The 22,786-nt window shown below is 69.2% G+C and carries 16 protein-coding genes; 10 read left to right on the forward strand and 6 right to left on the reverse strand.

What is annotated here, in order from left to right:
- Positions 1-3 precede the first annotated feature (3 nt).
- Together MSPGM_RS12525 and MSPGM_RS12530 are read right to left on the reverse strand one after the other, a co-directional pair.
- The gene (locus MSPGM_RS12525) at positions 4-528 is read right to left on the reverse strand and encodes a DUF4112 domain-containing protein (protein ID WP_003604731.1); all 525 of its coding nucleotides are present in this window, start codon (positions 526-528) and stop codon (positions 4-6) included.
- On the reverse strand, positions 525-1,709 hold the full coding sequence (locus MSPGM_RS12530; protein WP_261926387.1) for an aminotransferase: 1,185 nt from the start codon (positions 1,707-1,709) through the stop codon (positions 525-527). The genes MSPGM_RS12525 and MSPGM_RS12530 overlap by 4 nt, the downstream gene beginning before the upstream one ends.
- 437 nt (positions 1,710-2,146) lie before the next feature.
- Here MSPGM_RS12530 and MSPGM_RS12535 point away from each other — a divergent pair, with 437 nt between their 5' ends.
- The 6 genes from MSPGM_RS12535 to zwf all read left to right on the forward strand — a co-directional run bounded on the left by MSPGM_RS12535 (position 2,147) and on the right by zwf (position 13,605).
- Positions 2,147-2,320, forward strand: a complete 174-nt coding sequence (locus MSPGM_RS12535; RefSeq protein ID WP_003604736.1) for a hypothetical protein — start codon at positions 2,147-2,149, stop codon at positions 2,318-2,320.
- Between the two features lie 157 nt (positions 2,321-2,477).
- Positions 2,478-3,866, forward strand: a complete 1,389-nt coding sequence (locus MSPGM_RS12540; protein WP_209688568.1) for an MdtA/MuxA family multidrug efflux RND transporter periplasmic adaptor subunit — start codon at positions 2,478-2,480, stop codon at positions 3,864-3,866.
- A 12-nt stretch (positions 3,867-3,878) separates the two neighbouring features.
- On the forward strand, positions 3,879-7,016 hold the full coding sequence (locus tag MSPGM_RS12545) for an MdtB/MuxB family multidrug efflux RND transporter permease subunit (protein WP_003603731.1): 3,138 nt from the start codon (positions 3,879-3,881) through the stop codon (positions 7,014-7,016).
- Positions 7,013-10,327 (forward strand): efflux RND transporter permease subunit, encoded by a 3,315-nt coding sequence (locus tag MSPGM_RS12550; protein ID WP_012752872.1) that lies wholly within the window; start codon positions 7,013-7,015, stop codon positions 10,325-10,327. The genes MSPGM_RS12545 and MSPGM_RS12550 overlap by 4 nt, the downstream gene beginning before the upstream one ends.
- A 166-nt stretch (positions 10,328-10,493) precedes the next feature.
- A complete protein-coding gene (locus MSPGM_RS12555; protein ID WP_003603728.1) occupies positions 10,494-11,996 on the forward strand; it encodes an efflux transporter outer membrane subunit in 1,503 nt (500 codons plus the stop codon).
- Between the two features lie 100 nt (positions 11,997-12,096).
- On the forward strand, positions 12,097-13,605 hold the full coding sequence (zwf, locus tag MSPGM_RS12560; RefSeq protein WP_003603727.1) for a glucose-6-phosphate dehydrogenase: 1,509 nt from the start codon (positions 12,097-12,099) through the stop codon (positions 13,603-13,605).
- A gap of 112 nt (positions 13,606-13,717) precedes the next feature.
- On the opposite strand, the gene leuB is transcribed toward zwf, so the two are convergent.
- Both leuB and MSPGM_RS12570 read right to left on the reverse strand, forming a co-directional pair.
- Positions 13,718-14,827, reverse strand: coding sequence for a 3-isopropylmalate dehydrogenase (leuB, locus tag MSPGM_RS12565; protein WP_015822890.1), 1,110 nt, complete (start codon positions 14,825-14,827; stop codon positions 13,718-13,720).
- A gap of 107 nt (positions 14,828-14,934) precedes the next feature.
- Positions 14,935-15,252 carry a hypothetical protein gene (locus MSPGM_RS12570; protein ID WP_003603725.1) on the reverse strand — a complete coding sequence of 106 codons (318 nt, stop codon included), beginning with the start codon at positions 15,250-15,252 and terminating at the stop codon, positions 14,935-14,937.
- Between the two features lie 246 nt (positions 15,253-15,498).
- Between MSPGM_RS12570 and MSPGM_RS12575 the strand changes: the two genes are divergently transcribed.
- The 3 genes from MSPGM_RS12575 (at position 15,499) to MSPGM_RS12585 (ending at position 19,328) form a co-directional block, all read left to right on the forward strand.
- A complete protein-coding gene (locus MSPGM_RS12575) occupies positions 15,499-17,028 on the forward strand; it encodes a hypothetical protein (protein WP_012752874.1) in 1,530 nt (509 codons plus the stop codon).
- Between the two features lie 159 nt (positions 17,029-17,187).
- A complete protein-coding gene (locus MSPGM_RS12580) occupies positions 17,188-18,876 on the forward strand; it encodes a thiamine pyrophosphate-binding protein (RefSeq protein ID WP_012752875.1) in 1,689 nt (562 codons plus the stop codon).
- Positions 18,877-18,896: 20 nt separating this feature from the next.
- Entirely contained in the window at positions 18,897-19,328 is a 432-nt protein-coding gene (locus MSPGM_RS12585; RefSeq protein WP_261926388.1) for a thiol-disulfide oxidoreductase DCC family protein, read from the forward strand.
- 189 nt (positions 19,329-19,517) lie between these two features.
- Here MSPGM_RS12585 and MSPGM_RS12590 read toward each other — a convergent pair whose 3' ends face one another.
- Positions 19,518-20,480, reverse strand: a complete 963-nt coding sequence (locus MSPGM_RS12590) for a polyprenyl synthetase family protein (RefSeq protein ID WP_003597325.1) — start codon at positions 20,478-20,480, stop codon at positions 19,518-19,520.
- A gap of 36 nt (positions 20,481-20,516) precedes the next feature.
- On the opposite strand from MSPGM_RS12590, the gene mtgA reads away from it, so the two are divergent.
- A complete protein-coding gene (gene mtgA, locus MSPGM_RS12595; RefSeq protein WP_003597327.1) occupies positions 20,517-21,302 on the forward strand; it encodes a monofunctional biosynthetic peptidoglycan transglycosylase in 786 nt (261 codons plus the stop codon).
- A 4-nt stretch (positions 21,303-21,306) separates the two neighbouring features.
- Here mtgA and MSPGM_RS12600 read toward each other — a convergent pair whose 3' ends face one another.
- Positions 21,307-22,710 (reverse strand): deoxyribodipyrimidine photo-lyase, encoded by a 1,404-nt coding sequence (locus tag MSPGM_RS12600; RefSeq protein WP_003597329.1) that lies wholly within the window; start codon positions 22,708-22,710, stop codon positions 21,307-21,309.
- Positions 22,711-22,786 lie beyond the last annotated feature (76 nt).

Raw genomic sequence — 22,786 nt, forward strand, 5'->3', positions numbered from 1 at the left:
GGCTCAGTCGAGCCGGGTTGCGGTGCCCTCGATCTCGCTCGGCCGCAGCGCGCCCTTGCGCTCCAGATGGCGACGCAGAAGACGCACGTTGCGGCGGTTCGCCTTGAAGGCCGCGTCGAGCAGGTCGCCGGCCAGCGGCACCGAGCCCACCGCGCCGTCGATGGCGACGTTGCCCATCATGCGCCAAACCAGCCAGCGCGGTGCGCCGAGCCGCTTCGCCTCGTAGACGATGTACGAGGCGATCGCCATGCCCGCGATGTCGCCGAGGATGGGAACAAGACCGATCACCGCGTCGAGACCGACGCGGCGGTTGATGCCCGGCAGAAGGATGGCCGAGTCCATCAGGTGGGCGAGCTGCTCGAGCCGCAGGAGGCTCGCCTCGGTGCTGGTATCGGTGAGGCGGCGCAGCTGCGCTGCGCCGGCGGACTCGCGATAGGCCGTGCTGGTGGTGTGAACGGAGGTGCTCATGGCGAGGATGTGGCCCCGGCCCAACCGCTGCACAAGGAAGCGGATCGCGCGGTCGTTCACGTCCTCGGAAATAATCCCGCTAAGCGTTCGACCGCCGCGTCGAGGGTGGCGTCCGTCTTGGCAAAGCAGAAGCGCACGAGGTTGTTCACGCTGCCTCCCTCGTAGAACGCGCTGACGGGAATGGCCGCGACGCCGTGCTCGGACACGATCCGCTCGCAGAAGGCGACGTCGTCGGCGGCGAGCCCCGCGATGTCGACGCTGAGGAAGTAGGTGCCCGCACTCGGCAGCACGGTGAACCCGATGCGTGACAGCCCCGCCGCCAGCCGGTCGCGGGAGCGGGCGAGGTCAGCCCGCATACTCTCGAAGTAGGCGTCGTCCTTGGCCAGGCCGTAGGCGACCGCCTCCTGAAGGTTCGGCGGCGTGGTGAAGGTGAGGAACTGGTGCGCCCGTGACAGCACCCGCATCAGCGGCTCGCCTGCCATCACGAAGCCGACCTTCCAGCCGGTCAGGCTGAAGATCTTGCCGGCCGAGCCGATCTTCACCGTCCGCTCGCGCATGCCCGGCTGCGCCATCAGCGGCCGGTGGCGCCGGCCATCGAAGATCACGTGCTCCCACACCTCGTCGCAGACCGCCACTGCGTCGAAGCGTCGGCAGAACGCCGCGAGCAGGGCGAGATCGTCCTCCTCGAAGACGGTGGCGCTCGGGTTGAGCGGGTTGTTGAGCAGGACGATTCGGGTGCGTTCGGAGAAGGCGTCGGCCAGCGCCGCCTCCTCGATCCGGAAATGCGGCGGCTTGAGCGTGACGAAGCGCGGCACTCCGCCGGCGCGTCGCACCAGCGGCAGGTAGGCGTCGTACATCGGCTCGAACAGCACGACCTCGTCACCCGGCCGCACCAGCGCCATCAGCGCGCCGGCCAGCGCCTCGGTCGCGCCCGAGGTCACCATCACCTCGCGCTCTGGGTCGAGGTCGAGATCCTGATGGTGCCGGTAATGGGCGGCGATGGCCGAGCGGAGCGAGGGCAGCCCCATCATCGGCGGGTACTGGTTGCTGACGCTCTCCAGCGCCCGCGCGGCGGCGGCGCGCACGTCGTCGGGCCCCTGACGGTCGGGAAAGCCCTGGCCGAGATTGATCGCCCCGTGCTGCCGCGCGAGCCGCGACATCGCTTCGAACACGGTTTCCGGCAACTCGGCGAAGACGGGATGGCCGGTGAGCGGGGGGATGCGATTCGCGGCAGGACTCATGCGCGATGTCTTTGCAGAGCGGCCGCCCCACTCCAAGTGCCTCTACGCAAGATTGAATGGAGAAGAGAACGCGGCTGCGGTTGGTATCGCCGCCTGCCAAGACAAGATGCGTCTTGTCGAACCTTGACGAGAGCGGTGCGGCATCGCCTGCGCAACGTGCGCTCACGCACACGAGCCTGCGGATGAACCGCGAAATCCCGTTTTTGCGCGGTGTCGCTGGGGTGACGAATGTTGACGATCATCAGTCGTAAGCGCATGTTCACCCCACGGTCGGACCGGCCGCCGCACTCAAGGGACTTCGCCCCCTCGTTTCTTGGGTGTGGCAGGCCGGTCCGGTCGTGCTTCATGAAAAAGGCCGCCGCTCGACACGGCGGCCTTTTTCATGTCCGATCGGGCGGCGCACGCTCCTGCAGCGGCCCCTTCACCTTCGGCGGATCATGCGTCTGGGAACCTGCCTGCTGCTCGCCGTGATGTCCGGTGTCCTGGGCTTGAGTCTGCGTCTCACGCTGCCGGTCACGCCGGTCGATGCGTCGTTTCGCGACGTGGTGCGCCTCTATCAGTCGCAGGGCGCGCCGATCGGCAGCAACACGCTGGAAACGTCGCCGCCGTAGGAACACCGCAATGACCGGCAAGGCTCGCCGGCCGTACCGAATCCAGCCAGCTTTGTTCGAAACGGGTTCGAGCCGGGTGAATCTTCCGCCGGCCGGGTCGTGATCGCGAACCGGCCCGCGTTTATTGGCCGTGATGCCGTCGATGAGTGTGTGAGGGATGAACGAGAGTTCGCCGATACGCAGGGAGACCGCCCGGGAATACCGGACCGCGGACCCGGTGACGACCGCACCGGTCCGCCGGCGCAGTAAGTTCGGCCGCTGGATGCTCGCGCTGCTGATCCTCGGCGGGGCCGGCGCCGTCGCCCACCGCACCTACGATGCCCGGCAGAAGCCGGCCGGGGAGACCGCACAGGCGCCGGGCGGCGGACGTCCCGGTCACGGAGGGCGGCCGGCCGACATGAAGCAGGCGGTCGGCGTCGCACCGATCGTGACCGGCGACATGCCGGTCGTGCTCCAGGGCCTCGGCACGGTGACACCGCTCGCCACCGTCTCGATCCGCTCGCAGATCAGCGGCTACCTCACCAAGATCGGCTTTCGCGAGGGCCAGATGGTGAAGGAGGGCGACTTCCTCGCCCAGGTCGATCCGCGGCCCTACGAGGCGTTGCTCGCGCAGTATCAGGGCCAGCTCGCCCGCGATCAGGCGCTGCTGCAGAACTCGAAGCTCGATCTCCAGCGCTACCAGACCTTGAACCGCCAGGATTCGATCTCGAAGCAGAACGTCGACACCCAGGCCGCCCTGGTGAAGCAGAACGAGGGCACGGTCGCCGCCGATCAGGCCCTCGTCGATCAGCAGAAGCTCAATCTCACCTATGCCCGCATCGTCTCGCCGGTGGAGGGTCGGGTCGGCCTGAGGCAAGTCGATCTCGGCAACTACATCACCGCCGGCTCGACCAACATCGTCGTCGTCACGCAGTTGCGTCCGATCTCGGTGGTGTTCGTTCTGCCTGAGGACGACGTGGCGCGGGTGATGCGCCGGGTGCGCGCAGGCGCGAAGTTGACGGTGCGCGCCTATGACCGCAGCGACCAGCACGAGATCGCCGTCGGCCGCCTCGACACGGTGGACAACCAGATCGACACCACGACCGGCACGGTGAAGCTGCGGGCGATGTTCGAGAACGAGGACGAGAGCCTGTTCCCGAACCAGTTCGTCAACGCGCGCCTCACCGTCGAGACGATCCAGAACGCGGCCCTGGTGCCGAACGCCGCGATCCTGCGCGGCACGCCGGGCACCTACGTCTACCTGATGGACGGCGACGAGAAGGTCACCGTGCGCCCGATCAAGACCGGCGAGACCGATGGGTTGAACACGGTGGTGCTGTCGGGCCTTGCGGCGGGCGACCGCGTCGTCACCGACGGCACCGACCGGCTGCGCGAGGGCGCGCCCGTGCGCGTCGTGGCCAACGCCCCCGGACCCCAGGCCGGCGGCCCGGCGGCGGGGGCCCCCGGCGCGACGCTTCCGACGACACCCGCGGCCGGCGCGCCGGCCGATACCGGTTCGACCCAGGGCGGTCAGGAGCGCCGGGGACGCCGGCGCCCGGCCCCGTAAGCGGATGCGGCCATGAACCCGTCCCGCCTCTTCATCCTGCGGCCCGTCGCGACGACGCTGTCGATGCTGGCGATCCTGATCGTCGGCGCGGTGTCGTATCTGAACCTGCCGGTCTCGGCGCTGCCGGCCGTCGATTACCCGACGATCCAGGTGCAGACCTTCTATCCCGGTGCCAGCCCAGAGGTGATGACCTCGGCCGTCACCGCGCCGCTGGAGCGCCAATTCGGCCAGATGGCCAACCTCAACCAGATGTCCTCGCAGAGTTCGGCGGGGGCGTCGGTCATCACGCTTCAGTTCAACCTCGACATCCCGCTCGACATCGCCGAGCAGTCGGTCCAGGCGGCGATCAACGCGGCCGGCAACCTGCTGCCGACCGACCTTCCGGCACCGCCGATCTACGCCAAGGTCAACCCGGCCGACGCGCCGGTGCTGACGCTGGCGCTCACCTCCGCGACGATCCCGCTGACGCAGGTGCGCGACCTCGCCGAGACCCGGCTCGCCCAGAAGATCAGCCAGATCGCGGGTGTGGGCCTCGTCAGCATGGGCGGCGGGCAGCGGCCGGCGGTGCGGGTGCGATTCAATTCCCTGGCGATGGCCGCCTACGGCCTCAACATCGACGACCTGCGCACGACGATCGCCAACCTCAACGTCAACACGCCCAAGGGCAATATCGACGGGCCGACCCAGTCCTACGCCATCAACGCCAACGATCAGGTGCGTGACCCTGCGGTCTATGCCAGCGCGATCATCGCCTATCGCAACGGCGCACCGGTCCACCTCACCGACGTGGCGGAGGTGGTGGACGGGGCCGAGAACACCCGGCTCGGCGCCTGGGCCGACCGCACGCCCGCGGTGATCCTCAATATCCAGCGCCAGCCCGGCGCCAACGTCATCGACACGGTGGACCGCATCAAGCGGCTGCTGCCGCAGCTTCAGGCGACGATGCCGGCCTCGGTCTCGGTCGCGATCCTCACCGACCGCACCACGACGATCCGCGCCTCGGTCCACGACGTGCAGTTCGAGCTGATGCTCGCCATCGGCCTCGTGGTGATGGTGATCTTCCTGTTCCTGCGCAGCTTCTCCGCGACGCTGATCCCGAGCCTGTCGGTGCCGCTCTCGCTGATCGGCGCGCTCGCGGCGATGGATGCCTGGGGCTTCTCCCTCGACAACCTCTCCTTGATGGCGCTCACCATCGCCACGGGCTTCGTCGTGGACGACGCCATCGTCGTCATCGAGAACATCGCCCGCCACGTCGAGGAGGGCGACAACCCGTTCGAGGCGGCGCTGAAGGGAAGCCGCGAGATCGGCTTCACCATCATCTCGCTCACCGTCTCGCTCATCGCGGTGCTGATCCCGCTCCTGTTCATGGGCGACGTGGTCGGCCGGCTGTTCCGCGAATTCGCGATCACGCTTGCGGCGACCATCGTCATCTCGGCGGTGGTCTCGCTCACCCTCGTGCCGATGCTGTGCGCGCGCCTGCTCAAGCCCGTCGCCCATGGCGCCGACACCCCGGCTGCGCGCCGGGAGGGTCCGATCGCCCGCGCGGGCCGGCGGCTCAACGACGGCGTCATCGCCCTCTACGGCCGGGCCCTTCGCGTCGTGCTGGCCAACCAGGGCCTGACGCTGCTTGTCACGCTCGGCACCGTGGCGCTCACGGCCTACCTGTTCGTGGTGATCCCCAAGGGCTTCTTCCCCGTGCAGGACACGGGCGTGATCCAGGGCATCTCACAGGCCGATCAGAGCGTCTCCTACGAGGCCATGGCCGAGCGGCAGCAGGCCTTGGCCGACATCGTCCTGCAGGATCCGGACGTCGCGAGCCTGTCCTCGTTCATCGGGGTGGACGGGCAGAACGTCACGCTCAATTCCGGCCGCTTCCTCATCAACCTGAAGCCGCGCGAGGCGCGCGGGGCCGACGCCAGCGCGATCATCCGCCGCCTCAACGCCGCGACGAGCACGGTGCCCGGCGTGCGGCTCTACATGCAGCCGGTGCAGGATCTGACGATCGATACCGCGGTCTCGGCGACGCAGTATCAGGTCATCCTCGAGAACCCGAACCTCGGCGACTTCGAGACCTGGGTACCGCGCTACGTCGAGGCGCTGCGCCGCTCACCGCTGCTGGCCGACGTGACCAGCGACTACCAGGGCAACGGCCTGGCCGCCTACGTCACCATCGACCGGCCCACCGCCGGGCGCTACGGCATCACGCCGGCCACGATCGACAACGTGCTCTACGACGCGTTCGGCCAGCGCATCGTCTCGACCATCTTCACCCAATCGAGCCAGTACCGGGTGATTTTGGAGGCGAACCCGAAGCTGCACACCTCGCTCGCCTCCCTCGACAACCTCTATCTGCCGTCCTCGACCGCACCGTCGGGACAGGTGCCGCTCTCGGCCGTGGCGAAGATCGAGGAGCGGCGCGCGCCGCTGCTGATCGGACATCTCGGCCAGTTCCCGGCCACCACCGTCTCGTTCAACCTCGCGCCCGGCGTCGCCCTCGGCCAAGCCGTCGATGCTTTGGAGGCCGCGCGAAAAGACATCAACCTGCCGGCGAGCTTCAACGTGGTGCCGCAGGGCTCCGTCTTCGCCTTCGAATCGGCGCTTTCCAACGAGCTGTTCCTCGTCTGCGCGGCGATCATCACCGTCTACATCGTGCTCGGCGTGCTCTACGAGAGCTTCATCCACCCCATCACCATCCTCTCGACCCTGCCGTCCGCCGGCATCGGCGCGCTGCTCGGGCTGATGTGGTTCGGGCTCTCGCTGGACATCATCGCGATCATCGGCATCGTGCTTCTGATCGGCATCGTGAAGAAGAACGCGATCATGATGATCGACTTCGCGCTCCAGGCCGAGCGCGAAGAGGGCAAGGCCCCGCGCGACGCGATCTACGAGGCCTGCCTGCTGCGCTTCCGCCCGATCCTGATGACAACGCTCGCTGCCCTGTTCGCGGCGGTGCCGATGATCGTCGGCTCGGGCGTCGGCTCGGAGCTGCGCCAGCCGCTGGGCATCGTCATCGCCGGCGGCCTCATCGTCAGTCAGGTGCTGACGCTGTTCACGACGCCGGTGATCTATCTCGCCTTCGACCGGCTGGAGCGCCGGATCATGCGGCGGCGGGAGCGGGATGGGCTGGCGCCGGGCGGGGCGGTGCCTTGAACCTCTCCGAACCCTTCATCCGCCGCCCGGTCGCCACGACGCTGCTGACGATCGGCCTGCTGCTCGCCGGCATGTTCGCCTATGTCCGCTTGCCGGTGGCGCCGCTGCCGCAGGTCGATTTCCCCGTCATCCTGGTTCAGGCGCAGATGGCCGGCGCGTCGCCAGAGACCATGGCGACCACGGTCGCCGCGCCGCTGGAGCGGCGGCTCGGGGCCATCGCCGACGTCAACGAGATGACATCGACGAGTTCGACCGGCACGGTGCGGATCGTCCTGCTGTTCGGCCTCAACCGCGACATCGACGGTGCCGCCCGCGACGTCCAGGCGGCGATCAACGCCGCGCGCGCCGATCTGCCGACGGCGCTGCGCACCAACCCGACCTACCGCAAGTTCAACCCGGCCGATTCGCCGATCCTGATCCTCGGCCTCACCTCCGACACCCTGACGCCGGGGCAGCTTTACGATTCCGCCGCGACCATCGTGCAGCAGCGGATGAGCCAGATCGAGGGCGTCGGCAACGTCGATATCGGCGGCTCGTCGCTGCCGGCGGTGCGGGTCGAACTCGATCCGACGGCCCTGTTCCACTACGGCATCGGCCTGGAGGGCATCCGCGCGGGTCTGGCCTCGGCCAACGCCAACTCGCCCAAGGGCGACATCGTGGCGGGCGACCGCCGCTACCAGCTCTACGCCAACGACCAGGGCCGGCAGGCCTCCGACTATCGCGACATCGTCGTGGCCTATCGCAACGGCGCCGCCGTGCGGCTCGCCGATGTCGGCGAAGTGGTCGATTCGGTCGAGGACAAGCGCAACCTCGGCCTCGTCGACGGCAAGCCGGGCGTGATCCTGTTCATCTACAAGGAGCCCGGCTCCAACGTCGTCGAAACCGTGGAGCGGGTGCGGGCGGCAATTCCGCAGGCGAAGGCGGCGCTGCCCGGCGACATCGACCTCAACATCTCCGGCGACCGCTCCGCCACGATCCGCGCCTCGCTCGCCAGCACCGAGGAGACGCTGATCATCGCGGTCATCCTCGTGATCTTCGTCACCTTCATCTTCCTGCGCTCGTGGCGGGCGACGCTGATCCCGGCGGTGGCGGTGCCGATCTCGATCATCGGCACCTTCGCGGCGATGTGGATGCTCGACTACTCCCTCGACATCCTGTCGCTGATGGCGCTCATCATCGCGACCGGCTTCGTCGTGGACGACGCCATCGTCGTGCTGGAGAACATCCAGCGACACATCGAGGCGGGCAAGCCACGGGTCGAGGCCGCCCTGCTCGGCGCCCGCGAGGTCGGCTTCACCGTCGTCTCGATGAGCCTGTCGCTCATTGCCGTGTTCCTGCCGATCCTGCTGATGGGCGGCATCGTCGGCCGGCTGTTCCAGGAATTCGCGGTCACGCTGTCGATGGCGATCCTCGTCTCGCTCGTGCTGTCGCTGACGACGACGCCGATGATGTGCGCTCTGCTCCTCAAGCCGGAGGCGCAGATGCATGCGGGCAAGCGCCCCAACATCCTGCTGCGCGGATTGGAGGGCGGCTTCGACGCGCTGCTGCGGAGTTACGAACGGACGCTCCGTTTCGCGCTCTATCACCGTCGGCTGACGGCGCTCAGCGTGTTCATCGCGATCGGGCTCACGGTCTACGGCTACATCATCGTGCCGAAGGGCTTCTTCCCCGACCAGGATACCGGCCAGCTCATGGGCGGCATCCAGGCCGACCAGCGCATCTCGTTCCAGTCGATGAAGGACAAGCTGGAGCGCGCGAGCGCCATCGTGCAGGCCGACCCGGCAGTGGAGAGCATCGTCGGCTTCACCGGCGGGCGCGGCACCAACTCCGCCAACGTCTTCGTCGGGCTCAAGCCGCGCGGCAAACGCGAGCCCATCGAGACGGTGATGGCCCGGCTGCGGCCGAAGCTCGCCCAGGTCGCGGGCGCGCGCCTGTTCCTGTTTCCGCGCCAGGATCTCAGGATGGGCGGGCGCCAGAGCTTCGCCCAGTACCAGTACACGCTCCAGGGCGACACGTCGGAGGAGCTCTACGCCGCCTCGCCGAAGCTGCTGCAAGCGCTGCAGAAGCGCACCGACATCTTCGCCGATGTGACCTCCGACCAGCAGGAGGGCGGGCTGGAGAGCCGCCTCGTCATCGATCGGGCGACCGCCTTCCGCTACGGCATCACCCCGGACCAGATCGACAACACCCTCTACGACGCCTTCGGGCAGCGGCAGGTCTCGACGATCTACAACCCGCTCAACCAGTACCACGTGGTGATGGAGATCGCGCCGCGATACCTCCAGAACCCGGAAGTCCTGAAGACGATCTACGTCTCGACCACGGGCGGCCGCGCACGGGGCTCGGCCACCACCAACGCGGTTGCCGGCACGGTGGCGGGCGGCGGGACCACCACCGCCTCGCAAGCCTCCACCTCCGGCACGTCCACCACCGACACGGCAGCGACCATCGCTGCCGACTCGGCCCGCAACGCCGCGGGCAACGCCATCGCCGCGAGCCGGGGCAGCGCCTCGTCGAGCGCGCCGGTGTCGAGCGCCAAGGAGACGATGGTGCCACTCTCGGCCTTCGCCCATTTCGAGACCGGCAACGCCCCGGTCCAAGTGGCGCATCAGGGCCTGTTCGTGGCCACCACCATCTCGTTCAACCTCGTGCCCGGCAAGAGTCTGGGTGAGGCCACCGCGGTCATCGACCAGACCATGCTCGATCTGCAATTGCCGCAGACGATCCACGGCGAGTTCGCGGGCGCGGCCAAGAGCTATCAGGAATCGTCTTCGCGCCAGCCGCTGCTGATCCTCGCGGCGCTGCTTGCCGTCTACGCCGTGCTCGGCATCCTCTACGAGAGCTACATCCACCCGATCACGATTCTCTCGACCCTGCCCTCGGCCGGGATCGGCGCCATCGTCGCGCTGCTCACGACCGGAACCGAGTTCACCATCGTCGCCCTGATCGCGGTCTTCCTGCTGATCGGCATCGTGAAGAAGAACGCCATCCTGATGATCGACTTCGCCATCGATGCGGAGCGCAGCCGTGGCCTGACGCCGGGGGAAGCGATCTACGAGGCCTGTCTCCTGCGCTTCCGCCCGATCATGATGACGACGCTCGCCGCCATCCTGGGGGCAGCCCCGCTCATCGTCGCGGGCGGCGAGGGGGCTGAGCTGCGCCGGCCACTCGGCATCGCGATCGTCGGTGGACTCATCGTCAGCCAGATCCTGACCCTCTACACGACACCGGTCGTCTACCTGTATCTCGACCGTCTCCGGCTCTGGGCGAAGCGTCGCCGGGGCGGAGCGGCGGCGGTGCCGGCCGAGTGAGGATGGTTGTTTCGTGACAGGTGACGTGCGCCATAACCCTCCCCCCTCCGCGGGGGAGGGTGCCCTGCGGATGCAGGGCAGGAGAGGGGAGCCACGTTTCCGGACGTCGCGCTGCCCCTCACCCGACCCGCTTCGCGGGCCACCCTCTCCCGCAGAGGGGAGAGGGTTGAGGTCGAGGCTCCTGTTCCGCTTCGCCACCGTCTGCGCGGTCGCGGCACTGACCTCCGGCTGCCTCGTCGGCCCCGATTACTCGCGCCCCTCCGTCGAGACGCCGCTTGGCTTCAAGCAGGGCGGAATGCGCGAGGACAGCCTCGCCTACGTCCAGGCGCAGAAGGGCTGGCGCCCGGCGGCGCCGAACGACGCGGCCGAGCGCGGCGATTGGTGGCGGGCCTTCAACGACCCGACGCTCGACCGGCTGATCCGCTCCATCGACGTCGACAACCAGAACCTTCGCGCCCAGGTCGCGGTCTACGATCAGGCCCGCGCCCTCGTCGCGCAGGCACGCGCCGCCCTGTTCCCCACGGTGATCGGTGCTCCGGGCATCACCCGGTCGCGGGCGCTGGGCGCCGAGCGCACCACCGTCTCGCTCCAGGGGCAGGCGAACTGGGAACTCGACCTGTTCGGCGGCATCCGCCGCCAGATCGAGAGTGATGTCGCCTCCGCCCAGGCCTCGGCCTCCGACCTCGCCCTGGTGCGTCTCAGCCTTCAGGCGGAACTGGCGACCAATTACCTCCAACTGCGCTATCAGGATTCGCTGAAGCGCGTGCTGGAGGAGAATGTCGAGGGCTTCAAGCGCAGCCTCAGCATCGCCGAGAACCAGTACAATGCGGGCGTCGCCGCCCGCTCCGACGTCATCACCGCGCAGACGCAGCTCCAGACGACGCAGGCCTCGCTGATCGCCGTCGATCTCCAGCGGGCGACGTTCGAGCACGCGGTGGCGATTCTCACCGGCCGCCCGCCCTCGGAGGTCAAGCTGCCGTTCGCGCCCCTGCCGGTGCGTCCACCCTCGGTGCCGGTCGGCATCCCGTCCGATCTCCTGGAGCGCCGGCCCGACATCGCCGGGGCCGAGCGGCTGGTGCAGGCGCAGAGCGAGCAGATCGGCGTGGCGGTCTCCGCCTTCTATCCGACGGTGACGCTCTCGGCCTCGGGCGGCTTCTCGGGCGCGACCAGCAACGGCGTGTTCTCGGCCGCCAACCGCGTCTGGTCGATCGCCGCGAACGGCTCTCAGGTGTTCTTCGACGGCGGCGCCCGCGCCGCGGTGCTGCAAACGGCGCGGGCCGCCTACGAGGCGGCGGTGGCCAATTACCGCCAGACGGTGCTGACCGCCTTCGGCGAGGTCGAGAACGGGTTGGCCGGCGTGCGTATCCTCGCCCGGCAGCAGGCCAAGCAGGACGAGGCGGTCGCCTCGGCGCGGCGCGCGGTCGAGATTACCCTCAACGAGTACCGGGCCGGCACGCAGAACTACACCACCGTCGTGACCGCGCAGGCGCTGCTCATCAACAACGAGGTCACCGCGCTCCAGATTCGCCTCAACCGCTTCACCACCGCTGTGGCGCTGATCCGGTCGCTGGGCGGCGGCTGGGACGCTCGCTCGCTGCCGACCGGCGAGGAGCTGAAGGGCGTGCGTCTGCCGATCGATGGCGGCTCGGCCGTCCGTACCGACGAGTAGGCCCGCGCAGGGCAGCTCGGCCGGAACAGGAACCGCCGGCCTCTGTTGAACCGGGATTCCAGCGGTCGGCCCCTCGCCGGCCGAGAGCCCCGGATGGCCCATGCCCGACGCCTGCGTTCACGATACGCCCGACACGCCGAAGACCCCGGCCTGCACCCTCGTGATCTTCGGTGCCGGCGGCGACCTCACCAAGCGCCTCCTGATGCCGGCCCTCTACAATCTCGCGGGCGGTGGGCTGCTCGATGACGGCTTTTCCGTTCTCGGCGTCGATCACAACCCGCTGACCGACGAGGGCTGGCGCGACGACCTCACCCAGACCATGGAGTCCTTCACCAAAGACCCGTCCGCCGAGTTTCATGCCGAGCGGATCGACTCGCGACCCTGGGACTTCATCCGCGAGCGCCTGCACGTGATGCAGGGTGATTTCTCCGAGGAAGCGACCTTCAAGGATCTCGCCGGACGCCTCACCGGCAACGTCGTGTTCTACCTCGCGGTCTCCGCCCGCTTCTTCGGCCCCGTGGTCGAAGGCCTCGGCAAGGCCGGCCTGCTGAAGCAGACGGACGACGCGTTCCGCCGCGTCGTCATCGAGAAGCCGTTCGGCTCCGACCTCGCTTCCGCCAAGGCGCTCAACGAAACCATCCTGGCGCAGGGCGACGAGAGCCAGTTCTACCGGATCGACCATTTTCTCGGGAAGGAGACGGTCCAGAGCATCCTGGCGATCCGCTTCGCCAACGCGATGCTGGAGCCGATCTGGCGGCGCGAATACGTCAATCACGTCGAGATCACCGCCGCCGAGACGATCGGCGTCGAGGAGCGCGGCCGCTTCTACGAGCCGACGGGCGCGCTGCGGGACATGGTGCCCAACCACCTGTTCCAGCTTCTCACCATGGTGGCGATGGAGCCGCCCACTGCCTTCGACGCCGAGATCGTGCGCGACGAGAAGACGAAGCTGGTCGGGGCGATCCGCCCGGTCACGCCGGAGAATGCCGTGCGCGGACAGTACGCGGCGGGACGCGAGGACGGGAAGGATGTCCCGGCCTACCGTGACGAGCCGGACGTGGCGAAGGATTCACGCACCGAAACCTACGTCGCCCTCAAGCTTGAGATCGAGAACGAGCGCTGGTCCGGCGTGCCGTTCTTCCTGCGCACCGGCAAGTGCTTGGCCGAACGGCGCACCGAGATCGCGGTGCATTTCAAGGCGACGCCGCTCACGCTGTTCCGCGGGGCGGATGGCGGCGACCTCGCGCCGAACGTCATGCGCCTGCGCATCGACCCGGCGCCCGGCTCGGCCACGCGCTTCAACGTGAAGCGGCCGGGGCCGCAGATGCATCTCGCCGCGATCGAGACGGGCTTCTGCTACGGCGACTTCTTCGACCCGGCGCCCACCGTCGGCTACGAAAGCCTGATCTACGATTGCATGATGGGCGACCCGACCTTGTTCCAGCGCGCCGACACCATCGAGGCGAGCTGGGCCGCCGTCGATCCGCTGCTCAAGGCGTGGAAGGACGCGCCGGTCTGCTTCTATCCGGCCGGCAGTCCCGGCCCGAAGGAGGCGGACGATCTGCTCGCCCGCGACGGGCGCTCGTGGCTGCCGCTGGGGGAGAAGTGACCGCGGCTTCCGGATGAACGCTCACTAGGCAGTGCAACCCCTCGCCCCGCTTGCGGGGAGAGGGGGGACACGACGTCGAGCGATCGGAGAGGTGAGGCGGGATTCGGAGCCCTCAGCCCGCCTGCGTTTCTAGCTCGCGCAGGATCGCGTCGCCCATCTCGCCGGTGCTGATCGGGGTCTGGCCCTCGCCGACGATGTCGCGGGTGCGGGCGCCGGCGGCCAGCGCCCGGGTGATCGCGCTCTCCACGAGGTCGGCGGCCTCGCCGAGGCCGAAGGAGTAGCGCAGGCACATGGCGAGCGAGCCGATCATCGCGATCGGGTTCGCAAAGCCCTTGCCGGCGATGTCGGGGGCCGAGCCGTGGACCGGCTCGTAGAGCGCCTTGCGGGTGCCGCGCGCGTCGGTGGCGCCGAGCGAGGCGGAGGGCAGCATGCCGAGCGAGCCGGTGAGCATCGCCGCGACATCCGAGAGCACGTCGCCGAACAGGTTGTCGGTCACCAGCACGTCGAACTGCTTGGGGCGCCGCACGAGCTGCATGGCGCAGTTGTCGGCGAGGACGTGCTCCAGCTCGACCTCGCTGTAATGCTCGGCATGGACCCGCGTGACGACCTCCTTCCACAGGACGCCGGTCTTCATCACGTTGTTCTTCTCGGCCGAGGCGACCCGGCCGGAGCGCTTGCGGGCGAGATCGAAGGCCACATGCGCGATCCGCTCGATCTCGGCGGTGGTGTAGACCTGCGTATCGACCGCCCGCTTCGAGCCGTCCTCCAGCGTGGTGATCTCCTTCGGCTCCCCGAAATAGACGCCGCCGGTGAGCTCGCGCACGATCATGATGTCGAGGCCCTCGACCAGCTCGCGCTTGAGGGCGGAGGCGTCGGCCAGCGCCGGGTAGCAGATCGCCGGGCGCAGGTTGGCGAACAGGCCGAGATCCTTGCGCAGGCGCAGCAGGCCCGCCTCGGGGCGGATGTCGTAGGTCACGCCGTTCCACTTCGGCCCGCCGACCGCGCCGAGCAGGATCGCGTCGGCCGCGTCGGCGCGAGCGAGCGTCTCGTCGGCGAGCGGCTTGCCGTGCACGTCGATGGCGGCGCCGCCGACGAGGTCGCGCTCGGTCTCGAAATCGGCGAGGCCCGCGCGCTTGAGCCAGCCCACCACCTTCTCGACCTCGGCCATCACCTCGGGGCCGATGCCGTCGCCGGGCAGGAGCAGAAGCTTGTAGGTGGTCATGGGGCTGAAATCCGGGATGATGGCACGCGCCACGTCGCCCGCGCTCTATCGGCGCGGCTCGGCCCCTGCAAGTCCGTCGCTCGCTCCGTCGGCGACCGAACCCAGGCTCAACCCGCGCGCTTGCCCGAGCGGAACGGGCGCAGCATCCAGGCCATGCGCCCGACCTCATCTTCCTCCGGGCGCTTGGCGGGGCGCACGGCGCGCTCGGGTGCGGAGGAGCCGATCTCGTGCACGATCTGCTCGAGCAGCGGCGGGATTTCCTGGCCGTACTCGTCGAGGAGCACGGCGGCGTCCAGCAGGGCCTGGACCTGATCGTCGGGAATGGGACGGCTCATGATCTGCGCATCGAGCGCTTGATCGGCCAGCAACGTCGCGAGGCGGGAGACCTCCGACAGACCGGCCGGTGCCGAGAGACCGCTGCTCATCGATGGAATACCCTCATTATCGAACGGAGGCCTACGGTAATCCGTCTTGGTGAGCCAATCCTTTCACCATGTTCGGTTCTCGCGTGCCGAAAACGACCTGATCGTGATGGGAAGGCTTGCCGGGAGTGCTTTCCGAGCCGGGGCCGGAAGGGCTAAGGTTTCGCCGTGCACAATCCGAGCCTTCCCGACCCCATCGCCGCCGGACGCGGCTCCCTTTTGCCCGAAGCCGGGCCCGCTCGACGCGGATTGGGGATCATCGCAGTCCCGCTCGTCCTGCTCGCGGCGTGGGCAGGGCCGTCCCAGGCCGGCGCGCCGCGTGGCGGTGCCAGTGCCTGCTATCTCACCGGGGGCGGCGCGCTGGAGATCTGCCGTTCGGCCGACGAGGCCGAGGGCGTCTACGCCGTCCCGCCGCCCTGCCATTTCGTCCACGACGTGCAGATCCTGCGGCTCAAGGATACCGGGCCGCCGGGCCCGCTTCAGGTGATCTACCGGGCCGAGCCGCCGCGCCAAGGGAGCCGGCCGAGCGGTGGCCGCGGCGAGGAGGCCTGCCGGACCGACCTTCGGGCCACCGATCCCGCGGCGGGCGGTGCCGTGCGCATCGGTCGGCAGATCGAGACGCTGGCGACGATGCTGCCGCCGACCGATCCGCGCTTCTGGAGCGAAGGCCTCAAGGGCGACGGTGCGGCGCGGGCCGAACAGCCGCGCCGCCGCAGCCGGGCGACCCGTCAGGCGCGGCGGGAGGCTCGTCGGGCGGCGCGCGAGGCGAGGCAGGGGGACAAGCAGGCGGACAGGATGACCTTCCGCGCCCAGGCCACCGCGCCGGAGGACGATCCGTCCGGCAACGCGATGATGGTCGCGGGGCGCGATTGGGCGGGCGACCCGTACTACGCCATCCTCGCCACCGCGACGGAGCCCTCCGGGGAGGGGCGTCGCCGGGTGCTGGTCCAGGCGCGCACCTACGACTTCCAGAGCCTCGATCTGCGCCTCGAGGCCGATCCCGGCACCGAGTGGCGGCCGTTCGGAGCGCCCGCCGCCGAGGGTCAGGGGCGTCGGCGCGGGCGCGCACGGCCGGCGGCGATGAAGCCCGCCCCGGTGCTCGACGACACGGGAAAGCCGATCGTCGGCAACTGCGCCGCGCCGGATTTCGAGGCGCGCGGCCTGACCGGGTCGATCAGCGTGGTCGATCGAGTCTACCACTACTTCTACACCGACGTGCTGCCCGCCGACTGCGATGCGCCGCGGAACCGGCGGCGCATGGCGCTCTACCTGCGCACGAGCCGCGACCCGCTGGCGGAGCGCACGTGGTCGGCGCCCGTCACGCTGATCGAGAACCTGCCGGCCGAGACCGAAATGCGCGTCGCCAAGGCACGCGGGATGGACCGTTGGGCCGTGGCCTATTCCTGCTCGCGACCGGTCACCGTCTCGGGTGGGCCCGTCGCCGATATCTGCCTGCACTACACCGCCGACCTTTCGCCCGGCAGCCTCACCGCCCTGACGCTCTATGCCGAGCCCGTCGCGGCCGGCCACTCCACCGCCTATCTCGGACTGCGCTCCGGCGGCGACGCACTGGGGCGGTTCACCCGCGACGGCTTCGGCTGGATGACCGACCGCTACGGCAACCTCGACGCGCCGACGATCTACCCCGACAAGGGCGGCTTCCTGACCTGGCTCGACCGCCGGGCCCCGCGGATCGACGGCAGCGACGCCTCCTCGCTCTACGGGCGGCCCGTCTATTGGGCGACCTGGACGGTTCGTCCACGCGCCGCCGCACCGTGATCGCGTGACGATTCCGGCCCGACGTTCGACAGAGGGGTGGATGTCGCCCGCGACGCCGTCGATGTTCGAGAGACCTTGAACGCCCTTCGCCGGGCGGGACATCGTTCCGGCGCGGGTGCGCGGTGAGATCGGCGCTCGAAGGTGCGGAAGGAGCAGGCCATGACGGTCACGACACTCGACTCCCTGTCCGAGCGGCGCGGCGCTGACGTTCTGCTGGAGGTGCTGCGCTCGGAGGGCGTCCGCTACATCTTCGGCAATCCGGGCACGACCGAGCTGCCGCTGATCGATGCGCTGACGGACGCACCCGACATTGCCTACGTGCTCGCCCTTCAGGAGGCGAGCGCCGTCGCCATGGCCGACGGCTACGCGCAAGGGGCGCGCCGGCCGGGCTTCCTCAACCTGCACACGGCGGGTGGCCTCGGCCACGGCATGGGCAACCTGCTCAATGCCCAGATCTCCGGCACGCCGCTCGTCGTCACGGCCGGCCAGCAGGATTCGCGGCACGTCATCACCGACCCGCTGCTGTTCGGCGACCTGACCACCATCGCGGCGCCCACCGTGAAGTGGGCGCGCGAGGTGACCCATGCCGACCAGCTTCCGGTGCTGTTGCGCCGTGCCTTCCACGATTCCGCGGCGGCGCCGTCCGGGCCGGTCTTCCTGTCGCTGCCGATGGACGTGATGGAGGCGATGACCGCCGCGCCGCTCGGCGAAATCTCGACCATCGACCACCACGCGGTGGCCGGCTCCCTCGACCGGCTCGCGGACCATCTCGCCGGCATCGCGCCGGGGCGGCTCGCGCTGATCGCCGGCGACGAGGTCGATGCCAGCGACGCCTCGACCCAGGCGGTGCGGCTCGCCGACCTCCTGGCGGCGCCGGTCTACGGATCGTCCTGGCCGGCGCATATCCCGTTCCCGACCGCCCATCCGCTCTGGATGGGCAACTTGCCGACCAAGGCGAGCGGCATCGCCGAGATTCTCGGCCGCTACGACGCGGTGTTCGCGCTCGGCGGCAAGTCGCTCATCACCGTGCTCTACACCGAGGGTTCGGCCGTGCCCCCCGGTACGCAGGTGTTCCAGCTCTCGGCGGATGCGCGCGACCTCGGCCGCACCTACGCGACGCAGCTCTCGACGGTGGGCAACGTCCGCGCCTCCCTCGACGTGCTGCTGCCGCTCCTGGAAGCGCGCCTCGCGCCGCACGCCGAGACCTATGCCCGCCTGAGGCGCGAAGCCGTTGCGGCCTACGACGCCCGCCGGGCCGCGCTCGAGGCCAAGGCGGATGCCGCCTTCGCCGATCCGGTGATCCACCCCCTCGTCGCCGCCCGCGAGATCGGCCGGGCCGTGGGGTCGGACATCGCCATCATCGACGAAGCACCCGCAACGCTCGGGCATCTGCGCACGATCCTCCACAGCACTTGGACGCGGCAATACTCGTCGATCCGCGGCGGCGTGCTTGGCTGGGGCATGCCGGCCTCGGTCGGCTTCTCGCTCGGGCTCGACCGGGCGCCGGTGGTCTGCATCGTCGGCGACGGGGCGGCGATGTACTCGCCCCAGGCGCTCTGGACCGCCGCGCATGAGGGGTTGCCGGTGACCTTCGTCGTCATCAACAATGCCGAGTACAACATCCTGAAGCAGTTCATGAAGTCGCAGACGCACTACGCCTCGGTGCGCGCGAACCGATTCATCGCCATGGACCTCACCGAGCCGCGCATCGACTTCCTGGCGCTCGCCACCTCGATGGGCGTGCCCTCCCGGCGCGTCGAGCGGGCGGCGGACATTGCCGGTGCGGTCGAGGCGGGTATTCGTTCCGGCGCACCGAACCTCGTCGAAGTGGTCGTCAGCGCCGCGTGACGGCCTCAGCACCCCGGCCGATGCCGCCGACCCTCGTCTTCGACACGGATTGCGTGCTCTGCGCCGGGATGCTGCGCTTCGTTCTGGCGCATGAGCGCGACCACAGCCTGCACTTCATGGGCGCGTGGTCCCGCGAGGGGCTTGACCTCGCCGCCCGCCACGGTTTCACCGAAGCGGATTTTAACGGCACCTTCCTGCTGGTCGAGGATGGGCGGGCGCTGACGCGCTCGGATGCCGCGCTCGCCGTGACGCGGCATCTCAAGGCGCCGTGGCGGTGGGGCCGTGTGTTCGCAATCGTTCCGAAGCCGCTGCGTGACCGGCTCTACAGCCTCGTCGCGCGCACCCGCTACCGCGTGTTCGGCCATCGAGAGGATTGCGCCCGGGTGCCGCCGGACCAGCAGCACCGCTTCCACGGGGTGAAGGCGCCCGACGCGCCGACTCGCTCGGACTAAGCGTCGAAGCAAGTGACCCGCTTGGCCTCAGGCGGCGTCACCGCGCGTCATCCCATCCAATCGCCTCATCCTGAGGTGCCGGCGCAGAGCGGCGGCCTCGAAGGATCGTCCCCGGATCGCGCGGGATCTGGAGCGTCCTTCGAGGGCCGCTGGTGCGGCCACCTCAGGATGAAGGCGGTGGATGCGAGATCAGGCCTTGCGCGCCACGGTGAAGCGGGCCGCGTCCTTGAGCACCTGCGCCCGGTCGCCCCAGGGGGCGACGGCTTCCTCGCACAAAGCCACCAGCCGGTCGCACTCGGCCCGTGCGCCGTCGAGGCCGAGGCGATCGACCAGCGTCGCCTTGCCGGCATCCTTGTCCTTGCCGGTGGCCTTGCCCATCGCTTCCGGCGAGGCCTCGCGGTCGAGAATGTCGTCGGCGACCTGGAAGGCCTGGCCGAGCGCCTTGCCGTAGCGCAGCAGCGCCGCCCGCTCGTCCGCGTTCGCGCCGCCGACGAGAGCGCCGGCTTCGACGGAGAAGGCGAGGATCGCCCCGGTCTTCATCGCCTGCATCCGCAGGGTGTCGTCGATATCCATAGTGGCCGGGCCGAAGCGCCCCTCGGCCGAGAGATCAAGGAGCTGGCCGCCGACCATGCCGCCGAGGCCGGAGGCGCGGGCAAGCCCGAGCACCAGTTCGGCCCGGATCGCCGGATCGGGCTGCCAGCGCGGATCGGCGGTGACCTCGAAGGCCAGCGTCTGGAGCGCGTCGCCGACGAGGATCGCGGTGGCCTCGTCATAGGCCTTGTGGACGGTGGGCTTGCCGCGGCGCAGGTCGTCGTCGTCCATGGCCGGCAGGTCGTCGTGAACGAGGCTGTAACAGTGGACGAGTTCGACGCCGGCACCCGCCGCGAGCGCCGCATCCTCGGCCCCGCCGAGCATCCGCGCGGTCTCGATGGCGAGGAAGGGCCGCAGCCGCTTGCCGCCGCCGAGCACGGCGTGGCGCATCGCTTCCATCAAACGGGGCGGGCGGGCGATCTCGCCGGCCTGGAGTGTCGGCCCGAGCAGATCGACGAGGAAGGTCTCGACGGTGTCGGCGACCTGAGCGAGCCTGTGGGTAAAGTCACCCGTATAGGCGTCCGCCTTGACCGAGGGGTGGGAAGCCTGCGTTGAGGTCATCGGAAGGGGCCTGGATCGGGGAGGGGCGGACGCGACGTGGCGGTGCCGGAGGAGAGTGAAGCCGAACGGCACGGGCGCGACCTGCGGAGGATTCCTTCGCCGAAGCCCCTCGCGAGGACCCCCGCGCCGCGGAACCCCGCCCCGAGGCGTCGAACCGGGCTGCGGCGCGCCGCCACCCTGATCACGCTCGCTCCCATTGCCATTCTTGCCTTCACGCTCACGCTCGCGCTCGTCTATAGCGTGGCGACCCCGCCCTCAACCCTGATGCTGGGCCGTTGGTTGACGCTCCAGGGCGCGCAGCGGGACAGCGTGAAGCTGGAAGCGATCGCCCCGGCTCTGGTCCAGGCGGTGATGGCCTCCGAGGACCAGCGCTTCTGCCTGCATAACGGTGTCGATTGGGGCGCCTTGCGCGACGTGGTGGACGACGAGGAGGGCCCGAGCCGGGGTGCCTCGACCATCACCATGCAGACGGTGAAGAACGTCTTCCTCTGGCCCGGCCGCTCCTACATCCGCAAAGGCCTCGAAATCCCGCTCGCGGTGATGGCTGACGCGGTCTGGGGCAAGCGCCGGACCATGGAAATCTATCTCAACGTCGCCGAGTGGGGGGAGGGCATCTTCGGGGCCGAGGCCGCCGCCCGTCACTGGTTCCGCAAGAGCGCGCGCGACTTGAGCCGCAACGAGGCCGCGCTCCTCGCCGCCGTCCTGCCGAACCCGATCCTGCGCAGCGCCGGCAAGCCGACCCGCGGGGTGCGGGCGATCGCGGCGCGCATCCAGAGCCGGATGGGTCAGGTGGATGGGCTGATGGGGTGTTTGAAACGCTGAAGGATCAGCCTTCTTCCGCCTCGCACAGCCGTGTCACTGCTCGCTCATAGCCCTTCGCGTCAAACTTCCTGAGCGAGTTCTCGCTCTGATAGCGCACGCTCCCGAAAATCTGGCGGGTCTGCCACGGGCGGTCGTGCAGGCCGAAGATCCAGGCGACGTTGGTGAAGGAATTCGCGTCGCGCCCGTCGAGGAAGTAGCGGTTGTTGAGTCGCAGCGTCCGGGCGAACGCCTCCTCCGGCGAGGGCGACCATTCGAGGATCTTCTTGCCCCAGTACATGCGGAGCTGGTTGTGCATGTAGCCGGTCTCGCGCATCTCGCGCATGGCGACGTTCCAGTAATGGTCGTGGGTCTTCCCCTCCGCCAACTCCTCCTCGGAATAGAGTTTCGGGCGCGGGTCGTCGGCGTGCTCGGCCAGCGTCTTGCGGGCCCAGTCGGGCACGGCGCGGGCGTAATCGTCGTAGCCCTGCGTGTGGAAGACGTGGTTCATCGCCAATTCGCGCCGAACGATCAGCTCCTCGAGATAAGCCGAGCGGTCGTCATCGTCGGCGTCCTTCGCGGCGCGGATCGCCAGCGCGATCTCGACCGGCGAGATGTGCCCGAAATGCAGGTAGGGGCTCATATGCGAGGCCGCCCCGGCCTCCGGCTTGTTGCGCCCGGCGCCGTAGCCGGCGAAGGCGTGCTCGAGGAAGCGCTTCAGATGGCCGGCGGCCTCGGTGTAGCCGCCGCGGAAGCGCTTCACCGGACCGACCGTGGTGTTGAGGGCTAGCTTCGCGAGAAGCTTTTCCGGGTCCGAGGCGTCGAGCCCATCCTTCAACTTCAGCCGCTTTATCAGCCCTTCGGCCGGGTGATCGACCTGACGCGGCTCAACGGGTTCGAGATAGTCGTCCCAGAGCTTCCGGAGCTTCGGGCGCAGGGTGCGCGCGGCGTATTCGTGCTTGGTCGAGGCGGTCTCGAGCGGCACCACCACATCGCCCTCAACCTGAACGATCCGGCATTGCGCCTCCCGTTCGATCTCGCCGTACCAGCGTTTCTGAATCGCGAGGTAGCCGCGATCCAGCACCAGCAGCGCGGCGTCTGCCGAGAGATCGATGGCGATTTCGGCCGGCGTTGCCCGACGCAGGAGAAAGGCGATGCCACGCTTTTCCAGGGCGGCGGCCGCGTCGGCGAGCCCCTGCAACAGGAAGGAATAGTGCCGGGCATTGGCCTCGGGGAAGCCGTTGGCGCCGTCGAGCAGGCCGAAGCAGACGAGGAGCGGAAGCTTGAGGCGGTTGGCTTCCTCGATCGCCAGCTCCAGCGCCGGATTGAACGGGACGCGCATGGCCTGCTGCATCAGGTACAGGACGTAACCGGCGCCCTCGCGCGGCTTCACGTCGTTCAGCACCCGGATGCGGGCCGGTTGGATCGCCATCGCTCGAAAACGCCCCGTCTCGGCAGCTTCTATTCGGTCCGTTTCCGCCGAGGCGGCCGGTCGCGCCGATTCGGGC

It is taken from the genome of Methylorubrum sp. GM97, from assembly GCF_024347855.1.
Classification (GTDB): Bacteria; Pseudomonadota; Alphaproteobacteria; order Rhizobiales; family Beijerinckiaceae; genus Methylobacterium; species Methylobacterium extorquens.

Bases quoted from the DNA above. Each gene is read 5' to 3' on its own strand.
- MSPGM_RS12530 (WP_261926387.1), bottom strand. From the start codon at position 1,709: ATGAGTCCTGCCGCGAATCGCATCCCCCCGCTCACCGGCCATCCCGTC.
- MSPGM_RS12535 (WP_003604736.1), top strand. From the start codon at position 2,147: ATGCGTCTGGGAACCTGCCTGCTGCTCGCCGTGATGTCCGGTGTCCTG.
- MSPGM_RS12540 (WP_209688568.1), top strand. From the start codon at position 2,478: ATGAACGAGAGTTCGCCGATACGCAGGGAGACCGCCCGGGAATACCGG.
- MSPGM_RS12545 (WP_003603731.1), top strand. From the start codon at position 3,879: ATGAACCCGTCCCGCCTCTTCATCCTGCGGCCCGTCGCGACGACGCTG.
- zwf (WP_003603727.1), top strand. From the start codon at position 12,097: ATGCCCGACGCCTGCGTTCACGATACGCCCGACACGCCGAAGACCCCG.
- leuB (WP_015822890.1), bottom strand. From the start codon at position 14,827: ATGACCACCTACAAGCTTCTGCTCCTGCCCGGCGACGGCATCGGCCCC.
- MSPGM_RS12570 (WP_003603725.1), bottom strand. From the start codon at position 15,252: ATGAGCAGCGGTCTCTCGGCACCGGCCGGTCTGTCGGAGGTCTCCCGC.
- MSPGM_RS12580 (WP_012752875.1), top strand. From the start codon at position 17,188: ATGACGGTCACGACACTCGACTCCCTGTCCGAGCGGCGCGGCGCTGAC.
- MSPGM_RS12585 (WP_261926388.1), top strand. From the start codon at position 18,897: ATGCCGCCGACCCTCGTCTTCGACACGGATTGCGTGCTCTGCGCCGGG.
- MSPGM_RS12590 (WP_003597325.1), bottom strand. From the start codon at position 20,480: ATGACCTCAACGCAGGCTTCCCACCCCTCGGTCAAGGCGGACGCCTAT.
- MSPGM_RS12600 (WP_003597329.1), bottom strand. From the start codon at position 22,710: ATGGCGATCCAACCGGCCCGCATCCGGGTGCTGAACGACGTGAAGCCG.